The 19,228-nt window shown below is 38.9% G+C and carries 15 protein-coding genes and 1 pseudogene; 10 read left to right on the plus strand and 6 right to left on the minus strand.

All coding sequences use genetic code 11. From position 1 onward, the window contains the following. Positions 1-33 precede the first annotated feature (33 nt). Positions 34-1,175, minus strand: a protein-coding gene (locus IGJ15_RS04455) for an IS3 family transposase (protein WP_142429341.1) whose coding sequence is annotated in 2 segments (ribosomal slippage) — positions 34-947 and positions 947-1,175 — 1,143 coding nt in all. Because the reading frame shifts where the segments join, the coding sequence is not laid out codon by codon here. Positions 1,176-1,295: 120 nt separating this feature from the next. Between IGJ15_RS04455 and IGJ15_RS04460 the strand changes: the two genes are divergently transcribed. The 4 genes and pseudogenes from IGJ15_RS04460 (at position 1,296) to IGJ15_RS04475 (ending at position 3,412) form a co-directional block, all read left to right on the plus strand. Then, complete coding sequence (locus tag IGJ15_RS04460; protein ID WP_430599312.1) at positions 1,296-1,766, plus strand: hypothetical protein; 471 nt, start codon at positions 1,296-1,298, stop codon at positions 1,764-1,766. Between the two features lie 13 nt (positions 1,767-1,779). Continuing rightward, on the plus strand, positions 1,780-1,983 hold the full coding sequence (locus IGJ15_RS04465) for a hypothetical protein (RefSeq protein ID WP_154694540.1): 204 nt from the start codon (positions 1,780-1,782) through the stop codon (positions 1,981-1,983). 113 nt (positions 1,984-2,096) lie between these two features. After that, positions 2,097-2,465, plus strand: a pseudogene (locus IGJ15_RS04470) (phage holin family protein); the annotation flags it as partial. A 167-nt stretch (positions 2,466-2,632) separates the two neighbouring features. Next, positions 2,633-3,412 carry a peptidoglycan recognition protein family protein gene (locus IGJ15_RS04475; RefSeq protein ID WP_154694538.1) on the plus strand — a complete coding sequence of 260 codons (780 nt, stop codon included), beginning with the start codon at positions 2,633-2,635 and terminating at the stop codon, positions 3,410-3,412. Positions 3,413-3,481: 69 nt separating this feature from the next. Here the strand turns inward: IGJ15_RS04475 and IGJ15_RS04480 are convergent, their stop codons facing one another. Continuing rightward, positions 3,482-4,477 (minus strand): glycosyltransferase family 2 protein, encoded by a 996-nt coding sequence (locus tag IGJ15_RS04480; protein ID WP_154694537.1) that lies wholly within the window; start codon positions 4,475-4,477, stop codon positions 3,482-3,484. A gap of 422 nt (positions 4,478-4,899) precedes the next feature. Between IGJ15_RS04480 and IGJ15_RS04485 the strand changes: the two genes are divergently transcribed. Beyond that, positions 4,900-6,993 carry a YfhO family protein gene (locus IGJ15_RS04485; protein WP_230209404.1) on the plus strand — a complete coding sequence of 698 codons (2,094 nt, stop codon included), beginning with the start codon at positions 4,900-4,902 and terminating at the stop codon, positions 6,991-6,993. Positions 6,994-7,993: 1,000 nt separating this feature from the next. Here the strand turns inward: IGJ15_RS04485 and IGJ15_RS04490 are convergent. Further along, positions 7,994-8,653, minus strand: coding sequence for an Ltp family lipoprotein (locus IGJ15_RS04490; RefSeq protein ID WP_231435413.1), 660 nt, complete (start codon positions 8,651-8,653; stop codon positions 7,994-7,996). A 228-nt stretch (positions 8,654-8,881) separates the two neighbouring features. On the opposite strand from IGJ15_RS04490, the gene IGJ15_RS04495 reads away from it, so the two are divergent. After that, complete coding sequence (locus tag IGJ15_RS04495) at positions 8,882-9,070, plus strand: hypothetical protein (RefSeq protein WP_016608598.1); 189 nt, start codon at positions 8,882-8,884, stop codon at positions 9,068-9,070. A 59-nt stretch (positions 9,071-9,129) separates the two neighbouring features. Here the strand turns inward: IGJ15_RS04495 and IGJ15_RS04500 are convergent, their stop codons facing one another. After that, on the minus strand, positions 9,130-9,279 hold the full coding sequence (locus tag IGJ15_RS04500) for a hypothetical protein (RefSeq protein ID WP_005229155.1): 150 nt from the start codon (positions 9,277-9,279) through the stop codon (positions 9,130-9,132). 466 nt (positions 9,280-9,745) lie between these two features. Here IGJ15_RS04500 and asnB point away from each other — a divergent pair, with 466 nt between their 5' ends. Next, complete coding sequence (asnB, locus tag IGJ15_RS04505; protein WP_201689897.1) at positions 9,746-11,641, plus strand: asparagine synthase (glutamine-hydrolyzing); 1,896 nt, start codon at positions 9,746-9,748, stop codon at positions 11,639-11,641. A 54-nt stretch (positions 11,642-11,695) separates the two neighbouring features. Here asnB and IGJ15_RS04510 read toward each other — a convergent pair whose 3' ends face one another. Then, the gene (locus tag IGJ15_RS04510) at positions 11,696-12,499 is read right to left on the minus strand and encodes a Cof-type HAD-IIB family hydrolase (protein ID WP_005229159.1); all 804 of its coding nucleotides are present in this window, start codon (positions 12,497-12,499) and stop codon (positions 11,696-11,698) included. A gap of 261 nt (positions 12,500-12,760) precedes the next feature. On the opposite strand from IGJ15_RS04510, the gene IGJ15_RS04515 reads away from it, so the two are divergent. Next, on the plus strand, positions 12,761-14,200 hold the full coding sequence (locus tag IGJ15_RS04515; protein WP_005237180.1) for an NCS2 family permease: 1,440 nt from the start codon (positions 12,761-12,763) through the stop codon (positions 14,198-14,200). A gap of 101 nt (positions 14,201-14,301) precedes the next feature. Beyond that, positions 14,302-15,507: a multidrug efflux MFS transporter gene (locus IGJ15_RS04520; protein WP_005231893.1), complete on the plus strand. Its 1,206-nt coding sequence runs from the start codon at positions 14,302-14,304 to the stop codon at positions 15,505-15,507. 48 nt (positions 15,508-15,555) lie between these two features. On the opposite strand, the gene IGJ15_RS04525 is transcribed toward IGJ15_RS04520, so the two are convergent. Beyond that, positions 15,556-15,738, minus strand: coding sequence for a YjzD family protein (locus tag IGJ15_RS04525; RefSeq protein WP_008377814.1), 183 nt, complete (start codon positions 15,736-15,738; stop codon positions 15,556-15,558). A 147-nt stretch (positions 15,739-15,885) separates the two neighbouring features. On the opposite strand from IGJ15_RS04525, the gene dnaE reads away from it, so the two are divergent. After that, the gene (gene dnaE, locus IGJ15_RS04530) at positions 15,886-19,197 is read left to right on the plus strand and encodes a DNA polymerase III subunit alpha (RefSeq protein ID WP_231435415.1); all 3,312 of its coding nucleotides are present in this window, start codon (positions 15,886-15,888) and stop codon (positions 19,195-19,197) included. The last annotated feature ends 31 nt before the right edge of the window (positions 19,198-19,228 follow it).

The following is a 19,228-nucleotide window of genomic DNA, read 5'->3' on the forward strand; positions in this document are numbered from 1 at the left end:
TCTCGCAAAAAAAATGTAGGTGGTAGCTAGGAACTAAGCTTGCAATGCCAACTCCTCCATCTGATTTGGTGTTAAATAGTTGATACTACTATGGATTCGCTTGCGATTGTAAAATCCTTCAATGTATTGAAATAACGCTAAATGAGCAGCTTCAAAGTTTTCATACGCTTTTGATGGATAGACTTCTTCTTTTTTGAGTGAGGCGTGAAACGATTCGATGCCGGCATTATCGTAGGGACAGCCCTTACGACTGAAGGAGTGCCGAATGTTCAATTCATTCAGCTTTGCCTCATAGGCTTCGCTAGTGTACTGAGAACCCAAATCTGAGTGGATGATTAAGTTCTCGGAGGGTGTTTGGTGTAAGAGCGCATGGTCAAGGGTTTCGATAACCAATTCTTTCGTCATCTGCTTGCCAAACTTCCAACCGATGACTTTCTTTGTGTGGAGGTCTTGGATAGTGGAGAGGTAGGTCCAGCCATCTTTTAGGGTATGAATATAGGTAATATCTGTCACCCATTTTTGATTGATCGACGTAGTGGTAAAATCTTGGTTTAACAAGTTTTTACGTCCTTCACTTTTAACTTTCACTTGTTTGCCAGGCTTGTACTTCTTGAGGGTGACTGAACGCAAGCCTAATTTTCTCATCAGTATTTGTACTTTCTTTAGGGACAAGCTCTCGCCACGGCCAACAAGAATCTTATGAATTTTGGGCGCACCATAGATCCCCTTGTTTTCAAAGTAGATTCCTGAAATCAAGCGGTTTAAGCGTTTGTTTTCTGATTGGCGCTTGGAAGGCTTCTTTTTCTTCCAGTCATAGTAGCTGGATTTCGGTGCTTCCAAAACGGTACACATTTGTTTTACGTCATGATCATGAACATTTGATTGAATAAATTCGAAGACATCACTCATTTTTACTTTTGAGCGAATATGGTTAAAGCCTTTTTTAGGATGGTGTTTTCCTCCTGCATGCGGGCCATTTCCTTTTTCATTGCTAGGATTTCTGCCTCAGTCATGCCGGTTGCTTCATTCTTTGTATGAAGCTTCTTCCAACGATAAATCGTTTGTGTAGCGATACCATATTGCTCTGCCAGTTCCTCGACCGATTGGCCAGACTGGTTTAAATCTAAGATCGTCTTCTTAAAGTCTTCATCAAATTTTTTATTGGCTTTTGCCATCGTGGACACGTCCTTTTCTTAGTAGTTAGATTCTACCAAATCGTGTCCATGAAATCATCCTAACATCAGAATGTGACTATTGCACGAACCGGTTCGGACGGGTCAACATGGACGACCACAATGGATCGTGTCCAAGGATTTGTTGATACCTACAAAGCTAGTTCTTCTGCACCGGCTAGAACAACACAGTTAGGACAAGGGAAGTTATACATGGTTGAAAGTGGAGTCGGTGGTTACTTGCCAGCGGCCGCTTTAAATCCGGCACCTTGGGTAAATATTCCATTAGCAAGTGGATTTGTCACAATAGAAGGGGCCACTCCTCAATATCGGAGAATTAGACTTATAGATGGTAGTTATGAAGTCCAGTTGAGAGGTCGTGTGGGACCGTCCAGTGGGAATTTCGATTTAACCGGACGAAGAATCGGGTCGATTCCTTATGCTGCTTCAATGCTTGAACTTTTTTTATGTGGGGCAAATTCTGGTCGATCTGGTCGTATACAAGTAGAATTAAATGGTGATTTGATGGTAGCTTCCGCAGACAGTGGTGTGACTTATATCTCACTATCAGGGATTAGATTTGTTAGTATATAGGGGAGGTGAAACGATGAATATTGCAAGTATTACATTTAATTATGACGCGCAAAAACAAGTAAAGGGATATACTGTTTATGTCGACGGAAAGGCAGGAGATGTACAGTCTTTTTCTGGTCAAGTGAATATTGGTAAAGATGAATTGGATCTATCTTTCATTCTGAATCTAGTTCAGGAAAAAATCGGAGAAACATTTACGAAAGAGCAACCAGAATAGGTTGCTCTTTTAATTTATTGGAAAGTAGGTGGCATATGTTCAGTTGGGGGAAAACAGAATGAAAGAGTTTTTGGAACGCGGACTTTGTTTAAATAATAGAAAAGGTGGTATATATGGTGATTATTGATAATGGTGTGTTACTGAATGAATTTCGGGGGTTGCTGACAAATGGATATGTGCAGTTGTTCTTGTGGGTAGTGATAGGAGATATCGTGACAGGACTTTGCAAAGGGGTATTTATCAAAGACGCTAATAGTACAAAAGGATTACTTGGCATTGTTAAGCATATGCTAGTTGTGTGCTTAGTGATCATTGCTTATCCGTACCTAAAGATTATGAATCTCGAGACGTTTGCGACCGCATTCGTCTTTTTCTATATCGCAGTTTATGGAATCTCAATTATTGAAAATCTTGGACAACTGGGGATTCCAATTCCAAACTGGGTAAAAGAAAGACTAACTAAATTACAAGATAGTAATGAAAATCCAAAATCTAAAGTAACAGAAATCAAAATCGATTATGGTGATGGTCAATCTGAAACCCAAGCTCTGGATAGTAAAAATGTTCCAGAATATGGCGATGGCCAAGAATTTACAGAAAAGAAGGAGTAGCCGATAGGCTGCTTCTTTTTTTAGAGAGGATGATTGATATGAGTTTCATCAAATACGAGTATATCAATATTAATGAGTACTCAAGACCAGGTATCAGGAATAACGGTATTGATGGTATCGTTATGCACTACACCGCCAACAATGGTGGCACCGCACGCAATCACAAGAACTATTTTAATAATCTAAAAGGAATCTATGCTTCTGCTCAACTGTTTGTAGATGATATTGAAGCACTCTGTATCATTCCCTTGAATGAAGTTGCGTATCACGCCAACGAAATTAGCAAATACAATGCAGATGGTTCACGCTATCGTCCGCTGTATTCTAAGATAGGCAACGCCAACTATTCAACGATCGGTGTTGAAATGTGCCTAGACAAGAATGGAAACATTACGGAAAAGACATTCCAAAATGCTGTGAAGGCCGTTAAAGAATTGATCGCCATTTATCCTCATATTACGAGAGAGAAGATTTGGCGCCACTTTGACGTAACAGGCAAAAACTGTCCAGCTCCTTGGGTGGCAAAACCAAGCGAGTTCGAACGATTCAAGAACGCAGTTTTCAGCAATACAAGCAACAACACACAAGCAAACACACCACAAATTCAACCAAAGAAAGTAGGAGAAACTATGTTACTATTTAGAAATCAAAATGATCCGAAAGTTTACTTTTTGACAGGAAACAAATTTACTCATGTGAAAACAGAAGGTGACTTGAAGAAAATCCAAGCGATGATGGAAAAAGCTGGCTACGACACTTGGATTCACACAGATCCAGTTCAAGTTGCGTATCTCCGCAAAGTAGCAACAGAAGCATAAAAAATCGCCCACTCAAAATAAAAGAGTGGGCGATTTTTTTATTATTAATAGGACAAAGAAAGTTTTCAATTAAATTATTTGTTTTGATTTGTAGTCGATAGTTCCTTTACAATAAAACTTAGAAAAAAGAGGAATTAGATACGATTTTTCGAGTAAACGGAAAGCGAAAATTATTAACCTGTTTTTTATCCCCTCACCTTTTAGATCATTAGATAAAGGGTTGAGTGTACTATCAAATTTCCTGTCAGAAATCCATTTCTTTATTCGTTTATGTTCAATTATAAAATCATTTCTATGAGCCTGTCTTCCTGAGAATAGAAGGAACCAAACATAGTAACGCTTAATAAAGTATTTTAAGTAGGCATCTGATTGACCATGTGCAGCTTCAATTAACTTATCTAATAAGAAAAGAATATCAATATCTTTATTAAAACCTTTTTGACAAGTATTTGAGATACTGTGGCCATTAAAATACCAATTATATCCGACATAATCAATTGACACTATTTTTTTGGTGTTGCTGAATACTTTTAAATTAAAGTAAACATCTTCACCAATTGGATAATCTAAGAATAAGATATTGTTGTCTATCAAAATCTGGCGATTATAAATTTTTGCCCACGGCGCAAGAATAACATACTTTCCCCAATCACAATCCCGTGGAAAATCAGAAAACATGATTTTGCTTTTGTTCACACGCTTATAACCACCGATTACCAAATCAGCATCGTTCTTGATACAATTATCAATAAACGTCTGAATATAATCCTTCTCAATATAATCGTCATTATCTATAAACATTATGAATTTCCCGGTCGCTTCTTTTATTCCAAGATTTCTAGTTTTAGATACACCTTCATTGATTTTTGTAATAACTCTTATTCTTGAATCTTCTCTTTCTTTTTCTTTTAGGATCTCTAAGCTATTATCAGTTGATCCATCATCAATCAATAGTAACTCAAAGTTTTTAAACGTATTCGCAGTAATTGAATCAATGCATCGAGTCAAATGTTCTGCAGCATTATAAATAGGGACAACAATTGTGAGTGCGGTTACGGTCGACATTTTTTTCACCTTTTATTCTGAAATAAGTTTCTTTTAATAAAAAATAGCACTCAGGGTAAAAAAATACAACTTACAGAATTGTCACATAACGATCAGGTAAAAGGTGAGGTAATTTAATTGATTTTAGAATTGCTCATGCAAAGAGTGGATTTTTTTATCTACAAAAATAGCCCACTTCGGCGGGCTTGTACATAGAATCATAAAAAATAAGGAGTAGATTGATGGGACTGTTAAAGAATTAAAAGCATTGTGGAAGATGCTACTAACATTCTTACTGAAATTGAAAAATGCTCTCATACTTTAAATCAGTATGAGTTTTTTTTATATTTTTAGTTTAATAATAGAATTGAACTGTGTTAATTTTACTGATATTATGTGTTAGGGAATATTCATGTACCAATATGATAAAAGGAGTACTACTATTGAAAAAAATTAACAAGTCACGTATGAGGTATCATGATATTATTGTGTATACAATTTTGTTTGTTATGATAATTCTTATAGGTTACTATCCTCTGTGGAGTCAAAACTTATCTTTGGTTTGGAATATAGATGGTTTAGGACAGTATTATCCAGCTTTCATCTATACTGGAAAATACCTCCAAGAAATATTTTTAGGGATTTTTAATGGACAATTAAAGTTTCCAAGTTTTGATCTTGCAATTGGTATGGGAGAAGACATAATTGGTTCCTTAAACTACTATGGTTTTGGTGATCCATTAAACATATTTGCGATTTTAGTAAATGATAGAAATGCCCCATATTTATTTTCTTTTATGATTGTATTTAGGATGTGGTTGTCAGGTTTATCACTTATAAAGTATCTATCGAACTTTAATCTTGATAAAGTAGCTGTTAATATAAGTGCTTTGGCTTATGTATTTTGTGGCTTTTCCGTAATGGGTGGAACAAGGTACGTTGAGTGGTTGTCCGTATTAATTTTTTCTCCGATGATTTTGTTAGGTGTTGAAAAGATTATTTATAATAAAAAGTTTACTCTTTTTATTGTATCGGTAATGTACGCTGCCCTATGCGGATTTTATTTTTTATTCATGATTTCAGTTGTTCTAGCTTTTTACCTCCCTATAAGACTTTTGTTTCAGAAAAAGAGTTTTAGAATAATGATTTTAGAAATAGTAAAATCTATTTTTGCTTATACTGTTGGTATACTTTTAGCGGCACCATTTTTCTTTCCAACTCTTCAAAGTTATTTTTTAAGTGAAAGAAAAAGCGAGCCAATTCAAAATATAGTTTTTAATTCAAATAATTATATTCCTAATGTTTCAATAAAATTTGATAAATTAATTAGTCTACAAGCAGTAGAACCACCAAATTTTTTGTCCGGAATTATCATACTGGAATTATTGGCAGTTGTATTATTGTTGTTTTTACCTAACAATAGAAGAAAATTACAATGTTTGATTTTCTTTGTAATTACTTTTGTCGCTTATTCATTACCAATTACTGGGTATCTATTTAATGGTTTTGGTCAGACAAATGATAGGTGGGTATTTATTGTTCATTTTTTATTGTCCGGAATTTTAGCATATGTATTGACCGAATACAGAAAGATTTTGGAGAAAGCGTTTGCTCAACATAAAAGTAAGGGCAAAAAAATAAATATTATTTTTTCTCTAACAGGATTGATGGTATTTGTGAATATTATTATCAATTTATGGGGTGTTTATAGTAGCTACGGTTATGACTGGACAAAAGAATTTATTGCATATGAAAATTCTGAAGTTTATACCAACTCACCCGTAAACTTTTCAACTAAAGTACAAAAAGATTCTGAGTTGTATAGAGTATCAAATGATATTCTTACGGGTATAAATGGACGACCTGAAAATGTAGCAATGATTAACGATTATTATGGATTGTCTTATTGGTTTAGCGTTATTAATAATCGTTCGCAAGAAATTGTTGATCAATATAGTCAATCATCATTAAAGTGGCGCTCCTATGGTTTTGCCAGCCATAATACGATGAATACATTAAGTGGCGTCAAATACTATTTTTCAAAAGAACCTCTAGTTGATCCTACAGGATACCAACTTATCGAAAATGTTTCTTTTAATAATCAGAACTGGTTTGTTTATAAAAATGTAAACTTTCAGAGCATTGCGTTTGTTTTAAGTGAGGGAGAACAGGGAAGATTTGCAATAAACAATCCAGAAGACAGGGAATTACTCATCAAATCAAGAAATGACGCAGATGGAAAAGTGGAAGATATAGTTTATAGTGGAAACACATTTGAAATAAAAGCATCTGCTTCTTTAGGAGAAAAACTTTTGCTACTAGTTCCATATCATGAAAACTGGAATGCTTATGTAAATGGTAAAAAAGTTGATCCCAGAATTGGACCTATGAATTACATGTATGTGATCTTAGATAATGGAGAAAATAGTGTACGATTTGTTTATTCAAACCCATTTATCAAATTAGGTTTGATATCGTCAATTATAGCTTTGATCATGTGTATTATATTTTATATTTATTTTAAAAGAAGTTTCTAAAAAACTAACGTATAAATTTCTATGAAATTAATAATAGAGACGTTTAATTCATCTATAAATCGTAAAGTAGATAATGAAGAAAAATAAAATAGTCCGCTACGCGGGCGTTTGCATAAATCCTATTCATTTTACTTGCAGTAACTAAGTTTATCCTATAGATTAGTAGGTACGTGCAATACTCTACGAGGAGTATTAGGCGGTAATGCTTGGGGAAGTGTGCCTAGTACTCTTCGATTTTTTTATTTTAGCATTATTTCAATGTAATAGATATTATTGATTAGAAAACCGTCATAAATTGGTTGAGTTTGATTAATAAAAGATGTATCTTATACTCATACCCAAAATGTTTATTTTTCGTTTACTCTTTCGAGATCCACTCTATCATAACTAGGGTGGATTTTTTGTTGAAATAAAAACTATGTTCTTGTAGAATGGAATCATAGCCTTGACCGGGGCTATTTCATTTTATATCTTTTTTCAGGCCCACTCTCCTTGAGGGTGGGTTATTTTTGAGCATAAGGTTTGAATAAATTTTAGATTGCTCATAAAATTAATTTACCATATAAAAAAACTTTTTTATCTAATTGAGCCACTCCTCCCCGAGAGTGGTTATTTTTTGTAAAAAAAGCACAGCATATTCTCATATGCCGTGAAAGAGTGACAAATAAAAATGTGAAAAAACAGTTCTCACTAAGAAAATTTATTTTGCATCAATTTTGCATTAACTCTGAAAATTGGCTTCTAAATCAATGTTTATAATGGGGGTTTTAGGCTTGTACTCTCCTTATATCAACGCTTTGGAGCGTTTAGCCTATCTTTTGAGATAGGCTTTTTTGTTTGTTGTGGGCAGAAAAATGGGCAGAGAAGCTAACTGACTGCCGAGCTTGCTCGATGACCATCTGAAAAACCCTCAGCCTAGACTCGAGCTGGAAATCAACAGAAATGTACACTAATTCGTCGAACCCTTTTTTGCTTGTGGTCCTGCAACAAACGAAAAGAATCAATCGGGCAAACGCGCTAAGGCGTATTCAATTTGTTCAGAAGTAAAGCCTTCAAAGGAAAGTTGGCTCGCCACACGCTCATCTGATAAGGATAAATTTTGCGAGTAGCGAATTGCTTTTTTCAATGCTTGCTCATTCCAATCGGCATCCACAGTGACTACGGCAAAGTCTGCTGCGCTCTCAGAAAAATCTTCATAGAGTAGTTGGCGTTTCAAGCTCGACTGAGAAAACGCATTGCTGGATAAGTATCTTTCTGCACGATTCAGTGCATTTCTTTCTTCACGAGAAAGTTGAGGTGTATGTTGCTCGTTGTTTGCGGGTTCTTCTTGTTGCGCGCTGCTTGCTTCGTTGTTGCCAGCTGTTTGTTCTCCTTGTGGTTGTTCCATGGAAGCAGCGGCATCGCCAAAGGACTCATTTTTCCCTGATTCGTTACGTAAAGAAAGGCTTAATTGCGCAGTGATGCTATCGAAAGACGTCACATCTTGGTAGAAGGACAAGCCACCATACGAAAACAAGACAATAAAGGCGGAAGCGACAATGAGAAAAACATTTCGATCTCGTTTGTTTTTTTGAGTTATCAACCCAATATAAAATAAGATAATGCCAAAAATGAAACCGATCAAACCGATAAAAAACAAACCAGCGAAAAATGTAGCCATAAGCATCCCTCCTAATAAAACAGTTTCCTAAAGTTAATAGTACTATGTCTGGAATCAGAAAACAGATTTGTCTTTTCATGAATAGAGGAAAAGAATGATTTGACAAATGTAACGTGTATGCCATTAATGGATCATTCATATGTATTAAAGAAGTGACGCTCAAGAATTACTGGTGAAATCGCTGGTAAACGAAATGAAAGTACAGTTGTATCAGTAGGAGGGAAGAAGATGGATTTTCAAGAAAAAGATTACTTCATGCGTTACACAAAAATTGCGGCACAGGGATTGAGCAAGTTTATTACGCAAGGATCTGTTGATGAAATCTTACAGCTGGATGAACAGCAAAGTGGACAGAAGCAAGAAGCGGATACTGCAAAAGACAAAAGCGAGCCAAAAAACAAGAAAGCACCTAGCTAATTTTTTCCTTAGCGAGGTGCTTTCAGTACGAATCGGTATCCTTCATTTGGATAAACTCCTTATGCAGTTTTTTTCAATTCTTGTACAGCTTGCTCGATCGTAATTCCAGTCGCAAAATGATTCGCATCTTTTTTATCGAAAACGATAAATAAATTCAATTTGGTATCCAGAGTTACACGATATTGTAGATCTGTGTTATAGAATGTCATAGTCATTCTCCTTTCTTAAAACTTGTCATTGAAAGGCAACGGTTAGTTGATAACGAAATTCCATAGTTAGAATAACACTTTTTTTCACATTCGTCCAATAAAACTATCAAACGAACGAATCTGACTGATCCTTTTCAAGAAATCAATGCCTGAGAATGGCAGCAAAAGAAGTTTCCTGGAGTCAGTAAATTCGGGAAAAGTATCTTTGTATATTTTCAGAAAAATAGAATTCATAAAAAATTTCTTAAGAATTTTGAGGATAGCTATTTTCTTAGATAACAAATTTGTAAGATTGAGAGTATGAGATGGTTGGAAACCTTGATATCATAAGGTTTGTCTCCAAATTATGTTTTGTGCAAAAATATATTGATTGTATTTTTTTGAAAAAGAGATCGTATCTCTTGAATTCTATGGTATGATTTACTTTAGAAAAATGAAAATGGATTATGAAAACGGATGTGAAAATATGTGCGGAATTGTCGGCTTTGTCAATTCAAAAGACCAAAAAGAAATCATTATTGAACGCATGATGGACCGGATCGTTCATCGCGGACCAAACAGTTCAGGAAAATTTACCGACGACCAAGTAGCGTTAGGGTTTCGTCGTTTATCGATCATCGACTTAGAAGGTGGCTCACAACCGATTTTTAACGAGGATCGAACAAAAGTCATTATTTTTAATGGGGAAATCTATAACTTTCAAGTGTTGCGGGAAGAATTGATCCAAGCGGGTCATGTTTTTTCTACCCATGCGGATACCGAAGTAGTCTTACATGGCTATGAGGAGTGGGGCATTGATGTTTTGCAGCGCCTGCGAGGAATGTTTGCTTTTGCCATCTGGGACACAGAAAAACAAGAGCTTTTCGGCGCGCGGGATCACTTTGGGATCAAACCATATTACTATGCGCAAATGAATGGCAGTTTTATGTTTGGTTCTGAAATCAAGAGCTTTTTGCCTCATCCAGATTTCAAGAAAGAGTTGAACCAAGAGGCGTTGAAACCTTATTTGACCTTCCAATACTCGCCTTTGAACGGAGAAACCTTCTTTAAAGGTGTTCATCGTTTGCAAGAAGGGCATTATTATTTGTTTAATGAACAGGGATTGACGATCAAGCAGTATTGGGATGCAGATTTTTCAGTGAAAGAAAATCATTCAAGAGAAGAATGGGTCGACAAAATCGATCAAGCAGTCCAAGAATCAATTGCCGCTCATCAAATCAGTGATGTTGAAGTCGGCTCATTTTTATCCAGTGGTGTCGATTCAAGTTTCGTAGCTTCTGTCTTGCGACCAGATCGCTCGTTTTCAATCGGGTTCGATGACAAAACCTACAACGAAGCGATCGAGGCCCGCAAATTGACGGAAAAACTTGGTTTGAACAACACAGCAGCGGTCATCGATGGTGAAATGTCCTTTGAGGCATTCCCGTTGATTCAGTATCACTTGGACGAACCAGATTCTAACCCAAGCTGTGTCCCTTTGTATTTTTTAGCCAATCTGGCAGCACAGCAAGTGCGAGTCGTTCAATCTGGGGAAGGGGCAGATGAATTATTTGCCGGTTATGCTGCTTATGGCTTCCACACAAACTCTAAAGCGGTGCGCGTTTTTGCCCAAGGGTTGAAAAAATTGCCACAAAACATCCGCTTTCGTTTGGGACGTCAAATCGGCAAAATGAAAAACTTCCATGGTCGAATCCATCTTTATGAAGCAACGGCACCTGCCCAAGACTTCTTTATCGGGCAAGCACTGGTCTTTGAAGAAGAGGAAGCACTGCAGCTTTTAAAACCAACGTATCAAAAAGGACCCTCTGTTGCTGAAATCGTTGCGCCTCATTACGAGAAAGTCAATGGTCTCAAAGACGAGGTCAATAAGATGCAATATTTAGATCTTCATCAGTGGATGCCGAAGGATATCTTGTTAAAAGCAGACAAAATGTCCATGGCGAGTTCCTTGGAATTACGTGTTCCTTTATTGGATATCGAGATGCAGAAGTTGTCGCAAACGATCCCGACGAAATATTTGATCAATCAAAACAACACCAAAGATGTGTTTCGACAAGCGTCAAACCGTCATTTGCCAAAAGAGTGGGCAAACCGTGAAAAACTCGGCTTTCCTGTACCTATCAAGGCATGGCTGAAAGAAGGAACAGGGTATGAAGCAGTCAAGAGCCTTTTTGAGTCAGACTTTGCGGCAACCTTCTTCGATCAAACAGCAATTTTACAAATGCTTGAAGACCATCGCCAAGGAAAACCGAATCTTCAGCGAAAAATCTGGACGATCTTTACGTTCTTGACCTGGTATAAAGTATTCTTTATTGATGAATCGATTCCAGAAGCCAAAGAAATCGTTTATGAAACACTTTGATTTGAATATGGCAGCAAAAAAAAGCTGATGCGGACATCCCGCATCGGCTTTTTTTTATAGACCTAAATATTTTTCCAAGTAATCGACCATGCCATCTTCCGCATTGGTTTTGTCGGTAACATCATTGGCGATCGATTTTAATTGTTGCGTGCCATTCGCCATGGCAACGCCCCAGCCCGCATAATCCAGCATCTCCAAATCGTTGTGTTCATCACCAAAAGCGATGATATCTTGTCGATCCAAAGACAAAGAATCCGCGATCACCGAAAGACCAAGTGCTTTATGGACCCCTTTTGGTACGATCTCTAAGATAGCTTGAGGTCCACCCCAGGTTCGAACATCGACTGCATCGTCAAATTGATCCTTGATACGTAAAGAAACAGATTCTGCTAATTCATTTTCGGTTTTCACCAGTAATGAAGTGGGGTCCGTTTTTAAATTTGCTAATAGATTTTTTTCGGAAGCATTGCCCGAAAAGAAAAAGTGCTGATCAAATCCGCTTAGGTCATCGATGAAAAAGGTTTCGCGATTTTCTGCTGCCACAAACGTCAGCCCCAGCTGCTCTTTTTGCGCCATGAGCTCAAACGCAATTTCTCGAGAGATCGAGTGCTCCATTTCATTTGCCCAGACTTGTCGAGGTTTATGGACTAACCCACCGTTAAAATTGACCATTGGTGTTGTGAGCGCCAATTCTTTATAGAATTGATCGCTCATACGAAAAGGTCTTCCTGTAGCGATGGTAACAAAGTGTCCCGCTTTGGTGGCGCGAACCAGTACCTCACGTGTGCGAGGGGAAAGTTGGGATTCAGTATTTAAGGTTGTGCCATCTAAATCAATGGCGATGATTTTTGGTTTCAAAAGACTCGCTCCATTCTCTTATGGTAGTGGCTTAAGTGTAACATATTTCTGTCATTTCACAATACAAGTAAGTTTTCGATAAGTTTTCATAATATTTACAAAGCAAAACACGAACATTAAACGTTTTTGGTTCGTTTTATTCGGAAAAAGGTTTGAAAAGCGAAAATTATTCCCTTATAATTTGTAATTGTTCGATGAAAAGCGCAATTATTCATTTTTTCTTTTCATAGAAACGATTAAAGTTCAGGAGTGAAACATAACATGGAAAAGTTTTTCAAATTAAAGGAGAATAAAACGACGGTTTCCACAGAAGTGATGGCTGGGGTCACCACCTTCTTCGCGATGAGTTATATTTTGTTTGTGAATCCGACGATTTTATCTGCTGCAGGCATGCCGTTTCAAGCTGTTTTCTTAGCAACGATCATCGCTTCAGTGATTGGTACCCTGATCATGGGCTTATTTGCAAATGTGCCTTACGCGCAAGCACCTGGAATGGGCCTTAATGCATTCTTCACCTTTACCGTCGTTTTTGGTTTGGGGTATACGTGGCAGCAAGCATTAGCGATGGTTTTCATCTGCGGCTTGATCAACATTTTTATCACGGTCACTCGTATCAGAAAAATGATCATCCATGCGATTCCAGAAAGCATGCAGCATGCAATCGGCGGCGGGATCGGGATCTTTGTGGCTTATGTAGGGATCAAAAATGCCAACTTGCTAAACTTCAGTGCAGACACTGCGGCAGTGACGGGTTCAGTTGTCGACGGTGAGACGATCGTGAGTGCCAATTTTAATGGGGGGATCGTCCCAGCTTTGGCGAATTTCAATAATGCACCTGTTTTGTTAGCAGTGATTGGTTTAGTAGTGACTACTTTATTAGTGGTGAAAAATGTTCGTGGGGCAATTATTTTTGGTATTTTAGGAACGACGATCATCGGTATTTTGATGGGTGTGGTGGATTTAAGTGCCATTGATTGGCACGGGAATTCATTAGGAAGTTCCATCAGCGAACTAGGCATCACATTTGGCGCTGCGTTTGGCTCTGAAGGAATGGGCTCACTATTCAGTGATTCTGCCAAAATCCCTCAAGTAATCATGACGATTTTAGCGTTTAGCTTATCAGATGTCTTTGATACGATCGGTACCTTTATCGGGACTGGACGTCGTACAGGGATCTTTTCGAAAAAAGATGAAGAAGCGGTTGAAAACAGTAACGGATTGAACACGAAGATGGATAAAGCCCTTTTTGCAGATGCCGTAGCCACTTCTGTAGGTGCCATCGTAGGGACCTCAAATACAACGACTTATGTGGAATCAGCAGCTGGTATCGGTGCTGGTGGACGCACGGGCTTGACTTCTGTTGTAGTGGCAGCACTCTTTGCAATCAGCAGTATCTTTTCTCCACTGATCTCAATCGTTCCCGCACAAGCGACAGCACCAGCGTTGATCTTAGTTGGGGTAATGATGATGGCTTCGTTTGCAGACATCAAGTGGACCGATCTAGAAGAAGCAGTTCCCGCTTTCTTCGCGTCTATTTTTATGGGCTTGTCTTACAGTATTTCCAATGGGATCGCTGTTGGTTTCATTTTCTACGCATTAGTGAAAGTAGTGAAAGGAAAAGCCAACGAAGTGTCTCCGATCATCTGGGTCGTCAATGCGTTGTTTATCCTAAACTTTGTCATTTTGGCTTTGATCAGTTAAGTTTAATGAAGAAAATCTTTCTGTATGTTACCTGCAGAAAGATTTTTTTATTTGATTATTACTCACGATACGGTATAGTATTTGTGAAAGAAGGTTTGTAAATGAAGATTGATTGGAAACGAAATCTACTGATTTCATGGGTAGGTTGTTTTTTTACGGGTGCCAGTTTTAGTCTTGTCATGCCATTCATTCCCTTATATATAGAAGAGTTAGGCGCTCCAGAGAGTCAAATTGAGTTGTTTTCTGGATTAGCAATCTCAGTAACGGCGTTTGCGGCGGCTATCATTGCTCCAGTATGGGGAAATCTAGCAGATCAAAAAGGTCGTCGCTTAATGATGATTCGCGCGGCTGCGGGGATGACAGTGACGATGGGGTCTTTGGCTTTTGTACCGAATGTCTATTGGTTGTTGATCATGCGTTTCTTTACCGGAATTTTATCGGGGTATATTCCCAATGCGACTGCATTGATTGCTTCGCAGGCGCCTCGAGAAAAAAGCGGTTGGGCGCTTGGGACATTGGCTACAGGAGCCATCGCAGGGAATTTGATCGGTCCATCGATGGGTGGGGCGTTGGCGCAATGGTTCGGCATGAAAAATGTTTTTATCATTACTGGTGTTGTGCTGCTAATTACGCTCTTGCTTACGATTTTTCTCGTTCAAGAAGATTTTGAGCCGGTTGAAAAGGGCGATTTGCTGTCCATCAAAGAAATTTTTGGTCAAATCAAAAATATGCAGTTGCTTGTCGGTTTGTTTATTACGTCACTGATTTTACAGCTAGGTGTAACGAGTATCAGCCCGATCCTTACATTGTATATTCGTGATCTAAGCGGGAACAGTGGCAATATTTTGTTTGTCAGCGGATTGATCGTCTCTGTTGCTGGTGTTTCGGCAATCATCTCTTCGCCATTTTTAGGCAAAATCGGTGATCGTTACGGCAATCACAAGGTATTGTTAGGCGGTTTATTGCTGTCATTTTTCTGTTTCATTCCGATGGGCTTTGTCTCCACACCGTTTCAGTTGGGCGTGCTGCGCTTCTTGCTTGGTTTTTCGACAGGTGCGTTGATGCCGTCGATCAACACACTGATCAGCAAGATCACCCCGATGGAAGGGGTCAGCCGTATCTACAGCTACAACCAAATGTTCTCTAACTTTGGACAAGTGTTAGGTCCGATGGTCGGCTCAACGGTGGCAGCTGGCTTTGGTTATCCCGCCGTCTTTTGGGTAACTAGCGGGTTTGTACTGATCAATATTTTTATCTCAGGATTTAATTTCCGTAAAAGCTTGCGTAAAACGGACATCAGTGAATAGTTGAAAAGAAAAAAAAACCAGTTACAATAAAGGTAACTGGTTTTTTTTTTAATGGCTTGTCTTTTCAGGCGCTGGTGCGATAATACCAACAAGAATGATCACCACACCTGTGACCAAAGAGATGATTGAAGTTAATTGAAAATCATAAGTTGCTCCAGCAAGTGAGCTGCCTAGATAGCCAACGACTTGACCTAATACAAAAGTCCAAAATAAAGTGACTAAGTAACGCATGACGACACCTCTTTTCTGCGTATCTTCCATTTCGACTTTAGTTTATCACAAAAATATTTATTGTAAAGATTTTCACTTTTTCATTTTGTTTTTCAAATCTAATTACTAGCAGAAAGAAAGAGAATTTTCATTTTTGGAGGGATTTCAATGTATTCACAGCTCACCACCTTAAGCGCCTATTCGTTGCTGCAAAGTACGATCAAAATTCCTCACTATATAGAGCAAGCCAAAAAGATGGGCTATCAGACGTTGGGTCTGACCGATCATAATGTTCTCTATGGCGCGGTCGAGTTTTATCAGCAATGCCTAGCACAGGGCATCAAGCCGATTTTTGGCGCTTTGTTCGACTGTACCTTCGGAGAGGGATCAATGTCCTTTCCGTTGTACGTATTTGCAAAAAACCTCAAGGGCTATCAAACCTTGATGCGTTTATCAAGTGAAAAAATGATCACCGAGCAGTTGAATTTAGCTGCTTGTGATTCTTTGCAGGACCTCTTTGGTTTGCTGCCTGAAGGCGAGGGATTTCTGCCTTCTCAGCACGATGATCTAGAAGCCAATCAAGAAGCACTGCGAGCAATCAGCCATAAATTTGATTCTGAGAGCTTGTTTTTAGGTATTACTAGCAAAGGGTTAGATCCAGAAACGATCGCTTGGTTTAACGAGCAAAACATTGCACCATGTGCCTATCAACCAATCGCGGCTTTAGCACAAGAAGAAGCCTTTGCAGTCAAAGTGATGACGCATATCAAAGAGGGCTCGCAAATTGAAGACTTTCGTCAGGCTAAAGAGCAAGGGGCTGCGCAGCTTTTTCTACAACCAGCAGACCAACTGACCGCGGCATTTGAAGAATGGTCGCAGGCATTGATGAATAATCAGCGGATTGCAGCTGAATGCGCCGTCGAGCTGCCGCTGCATCAGCGGCTGTTGCCTCATTACCCGCTACCAGCCGAAGAAAGCGCTGCGGACTATTTGCGGAAAATTTGTTTTGAGCGTCTGCCTCAGCGTGTTGCCCACGTTACATCGGCGTACGAACAGCGTTTGGATTATGAGTTGTCCGTCATCCATAAGATGGGCTTTGATGACTATTTCTTGATTATTTGGGACGTCATGGACTTTGCCCACCAACAAGAGATCGTTACCGGCGCTGGACGGGGATCGGCTGCTGGCGCACTGGTGGCATATGTTTTATCGATCACCGACGTAGATCCAATCAAATACGATCTTTTGTTTGAACGATTCTTGAATCCAGAACGTTACACGATGCCTGATATTGATTTAGACATTCCTGACAATCGCAGAGACGAGATTTTACAGTATGTGCGCCAAAAATACGGGCAAGAATATATGGCACAGATTGCGACGTTTGGCACCATGGCGGCCAAAATGGTTCTGCGAGATGTTTCTCGTGTCTTTGGTCTTTCGCAAAGTGAAGCCAATCGCTGGTCAAAAGCCATCCCCAATGCCTTGAAAATGACCTTAGATCTTGCTTATGAACAATCCAATCAGCTGCGAGAATTGGTGTCGTTTAATGAGCGAAACCAAGTAATGTTTCAAGTCGCCAAAATTTTAGAAGGCTTGCCACGTCACGTATCGACTCATGCCGCTGGTGTGGTGATCAGTGACAAGAATTTGCTTGATCTGGTTCCCTTACAAGAAGGCAGCGATGGGATCTGGCTGACCCAATTCACCATGAATGACGTAGAAGCCATCGGCCTATTGAAGATGGACTTTTTAGGCTTGAGAAACTTATCGATCATTGATAATACCTTGAAAGGCATTAAACGAATCAGCCAACAAATCGTTACCCAAAAGGAGATTCCTCTTGATGATCCAGCAACATTGCGCTTGTTTCAAAAAGGCGAGACCGCAGGGATCTTCCAATTTGAATCAGCGGGGATACGCAATGTGCTGCGTAAGTTAGGACCAGAAAGCATCGAGGATATTGCCGCAGTCAATGCCTTGTATCGTCCAGGACCGATGCAAAATATCGATACCTTTATTAAGCGGAAAAAAGGACAAGAGCGTGTCTCTTATCCAGATGACAGCTTGATTCCGATTTTGCAAAACACTTACGGAATCATTGTCTACCAAGAGCAGATCATGCAGGTAGCTTCCAAAATGGCTGGTTTCAGCTTAGGACAAGCAGATATTTTGCGTCGAGCAATCAGTAAAAAGAAAAAAGACGTCTTGGATGAGGAACGTCGTCATTTTGTGCAAGGCGCCTTAGCCAATCAGTACGATGAAAAGACCGCCAATTTGGTCTATGACTATATCGAGCGGTTCGCCAATTACGGGTTTAATCGATCCCATGCGTTTGCCTATTCCTTTATCGGCTTTCAAATGGCCTATCTGAAGGTACACTATCCCGCACCATTTTTTGCTTCGATCCTACACTCGGTACGCAACACCGCCAGCAAAATGAAAGAATATTTAAATGAAGCCGCACGTTATGGCGTAGAAGTACTGCCGCCTTCGATCAATGCCAGTGGGTTTAGTTTTCAACTGCAAAATGAAAAACAAATTCGTTTTGGTTTCAGCAGTATCAAAGGAATCCGACGCGACATGATCCAAGACATTTTGGCAGAAAGAAAAGAGCATGGTAATTTCACGTCTATGGATCAATTTTTGCTTCGCTTGAATCAGCGGAACAGCAAATGGTTAAAATTGGATTATTTATTGCCGCTTTTGAGCATCGGCGTATTCGATGTGATCGCACCCAATCGAAAACAAGCACTGATCCAGCTAGAAGGAAAGATCCAAAACATTACTTATAGTGGCGGCAGTTTGGATCTCTTAGAAACTATGGCATTAAAAGAAGAAGCCGTTGCCGATTACAAACTAGAAGAAAAACTGGCTTTGGAAGAAGAATACTTAGGTGTTTATTTGTCTGGCCATCCCGTGGAACAGTTTCAAAAATTGCACCAATTAAAACAAATCACTGATATTGCCGATCTGGTTCCGAATGAACGGGTGCGTATCCTTTTATATGTGCGCAAGATTCGAGAGATTCGAACGAAAAAGGGCGAACAAATGGCGTTTGTCGAAGGAACAGATGCCAGCAAAGAAGTGTCAGTAACGATTTTTCCCATCATTTATCGACAAGTACGTTCCTTGATTGAAGAAAATGCTGTTCTCTACATCGAAGGAAAGGTCGAGGTAAGTCGTTACAATGGTGAAATCCAACTCATTGCTGATAAAATAGACTTAGCAGAAAACGTTCAAAATAAAATTGCGTCACAAACTTGTTACTTAAAGATTTCTGCTGAAGCTGAAACGTCGCACCTGCAAGCATTGTCGAAGGAAATGAAGCAGCATCACGGAAATATTCCAGTGGTGATGTTCTATGAAAGCAGTGGCAAAAAAGTGTTATTAGCAGAAGAAAACTGGGTGACGGATGAGCCGAACTTTGTCAAACAACTGATCGCATTATTAGGAAATGGAAATGTAATTTTCAAGTAATTTTCCGAAAACGGTAATTCAACTTACACTT

It is taken from the genome of Enterococcus sp. AZ079 (genome assembly GCF_050547255.1).
In the GTDB taxonomy this organism is placed as follows: Bacteria; Bacillota; Bacilli; order Lactobacillales; family Enterococcaceae; genus Enterococcus_D; species Enterococcus_D casseliflavus.

What these genes read in the sequence shown, in the direction of transcription:
- IGJ15_RS04460 (WP_430599312.1), top strand. Translation starts at nt 1,296, where the DNA reads ATGGATCGTGTCCAAGGATTTGTTGATACCTACAAAGCTAGTTCTTCT.
- IGJ15_RS04465 (WP_154694540.1), top strand. Translation starts at nt 1,780, where the DNA reads ATGAATATTGCAAGTATTACATTTAATTATGACGCGCAAAAACAAGTA.
- IGJ15_RS04475 (WP_154694538.1), top strand. Translation starts at nt 2,633, where the DNA reads ATGAGTTTCATCAAATACGAGTATATCAATATTAATGAGTACTCAAGA.
- IGJ15_RS04480 (WP_154694537.1), bottom strand. Translation starts at nt 4,477, where the DNA reads ATGTCGACCGTAACCGCACTCACAATTGTTGTCCCTATTTATAATGCT.
- IGJ15_RS04490 (WP_231435413.1), bottom strand. Translation starts at nt 8,653, where the DNA reads ATGGCTACATTTTTCGCTGGTTTGTTTTTTATCGGTTTGATCGGTTTC.
- IGJ15_RS04495 (WP_016608598.1), top strand. Translation starts at nt 8,882, where the DNA reads ATGGATTTTCAAGAAAAAGATTACTTCATGCGTTACACAAAAATTGCG.
- IGJ15_RS04500 (WP_005229155.1), bottom strand. Translation starts at nt 9,279, where the DNA reads ATGACATTCTATAACACAGATCTACAATATCGTGTAACTCTGGATACC.
- asnB (WP_201689897.1), top strand. Translation starts at nt 9,746, where the DNA reads ATGTGCGGAATTGTCGGCTTTGTCAATTCAAAAGACCAAAAAGAAATC.
- IGJ15_RS04515 (WP_005237180.1), top strand. Translation starts at nt 12,761, where the DNA reads ATGGAAAAGTTTTTCAAATTAAAGGAGAATAAAACGACGGTTTCCACA.
- IGJ15_RS04520 (WP_005231893.1), top strand. Translation starts at nt 14,302, where the DNA reads ATGAAGATTGATTGGAAACGAAATCTACTGATTTCATGGGTAGGTTGT.
- IGJ15_RS04525 (WP_008377814.1), bottom strand. Translation starts at nt 15,738, where the DNA reads ATGCGTTACTTAGTCACTTTATTTTGGACTTTTGTATTAGGTCAAGTC.
- dnaE (WP_231435415.1), top strand. Translation starts at nt 15,886, where the DNA reads ATGTATTCACAGCTCACCACCTTAAGCGCCTATTCGTTGCTGCAAAGT.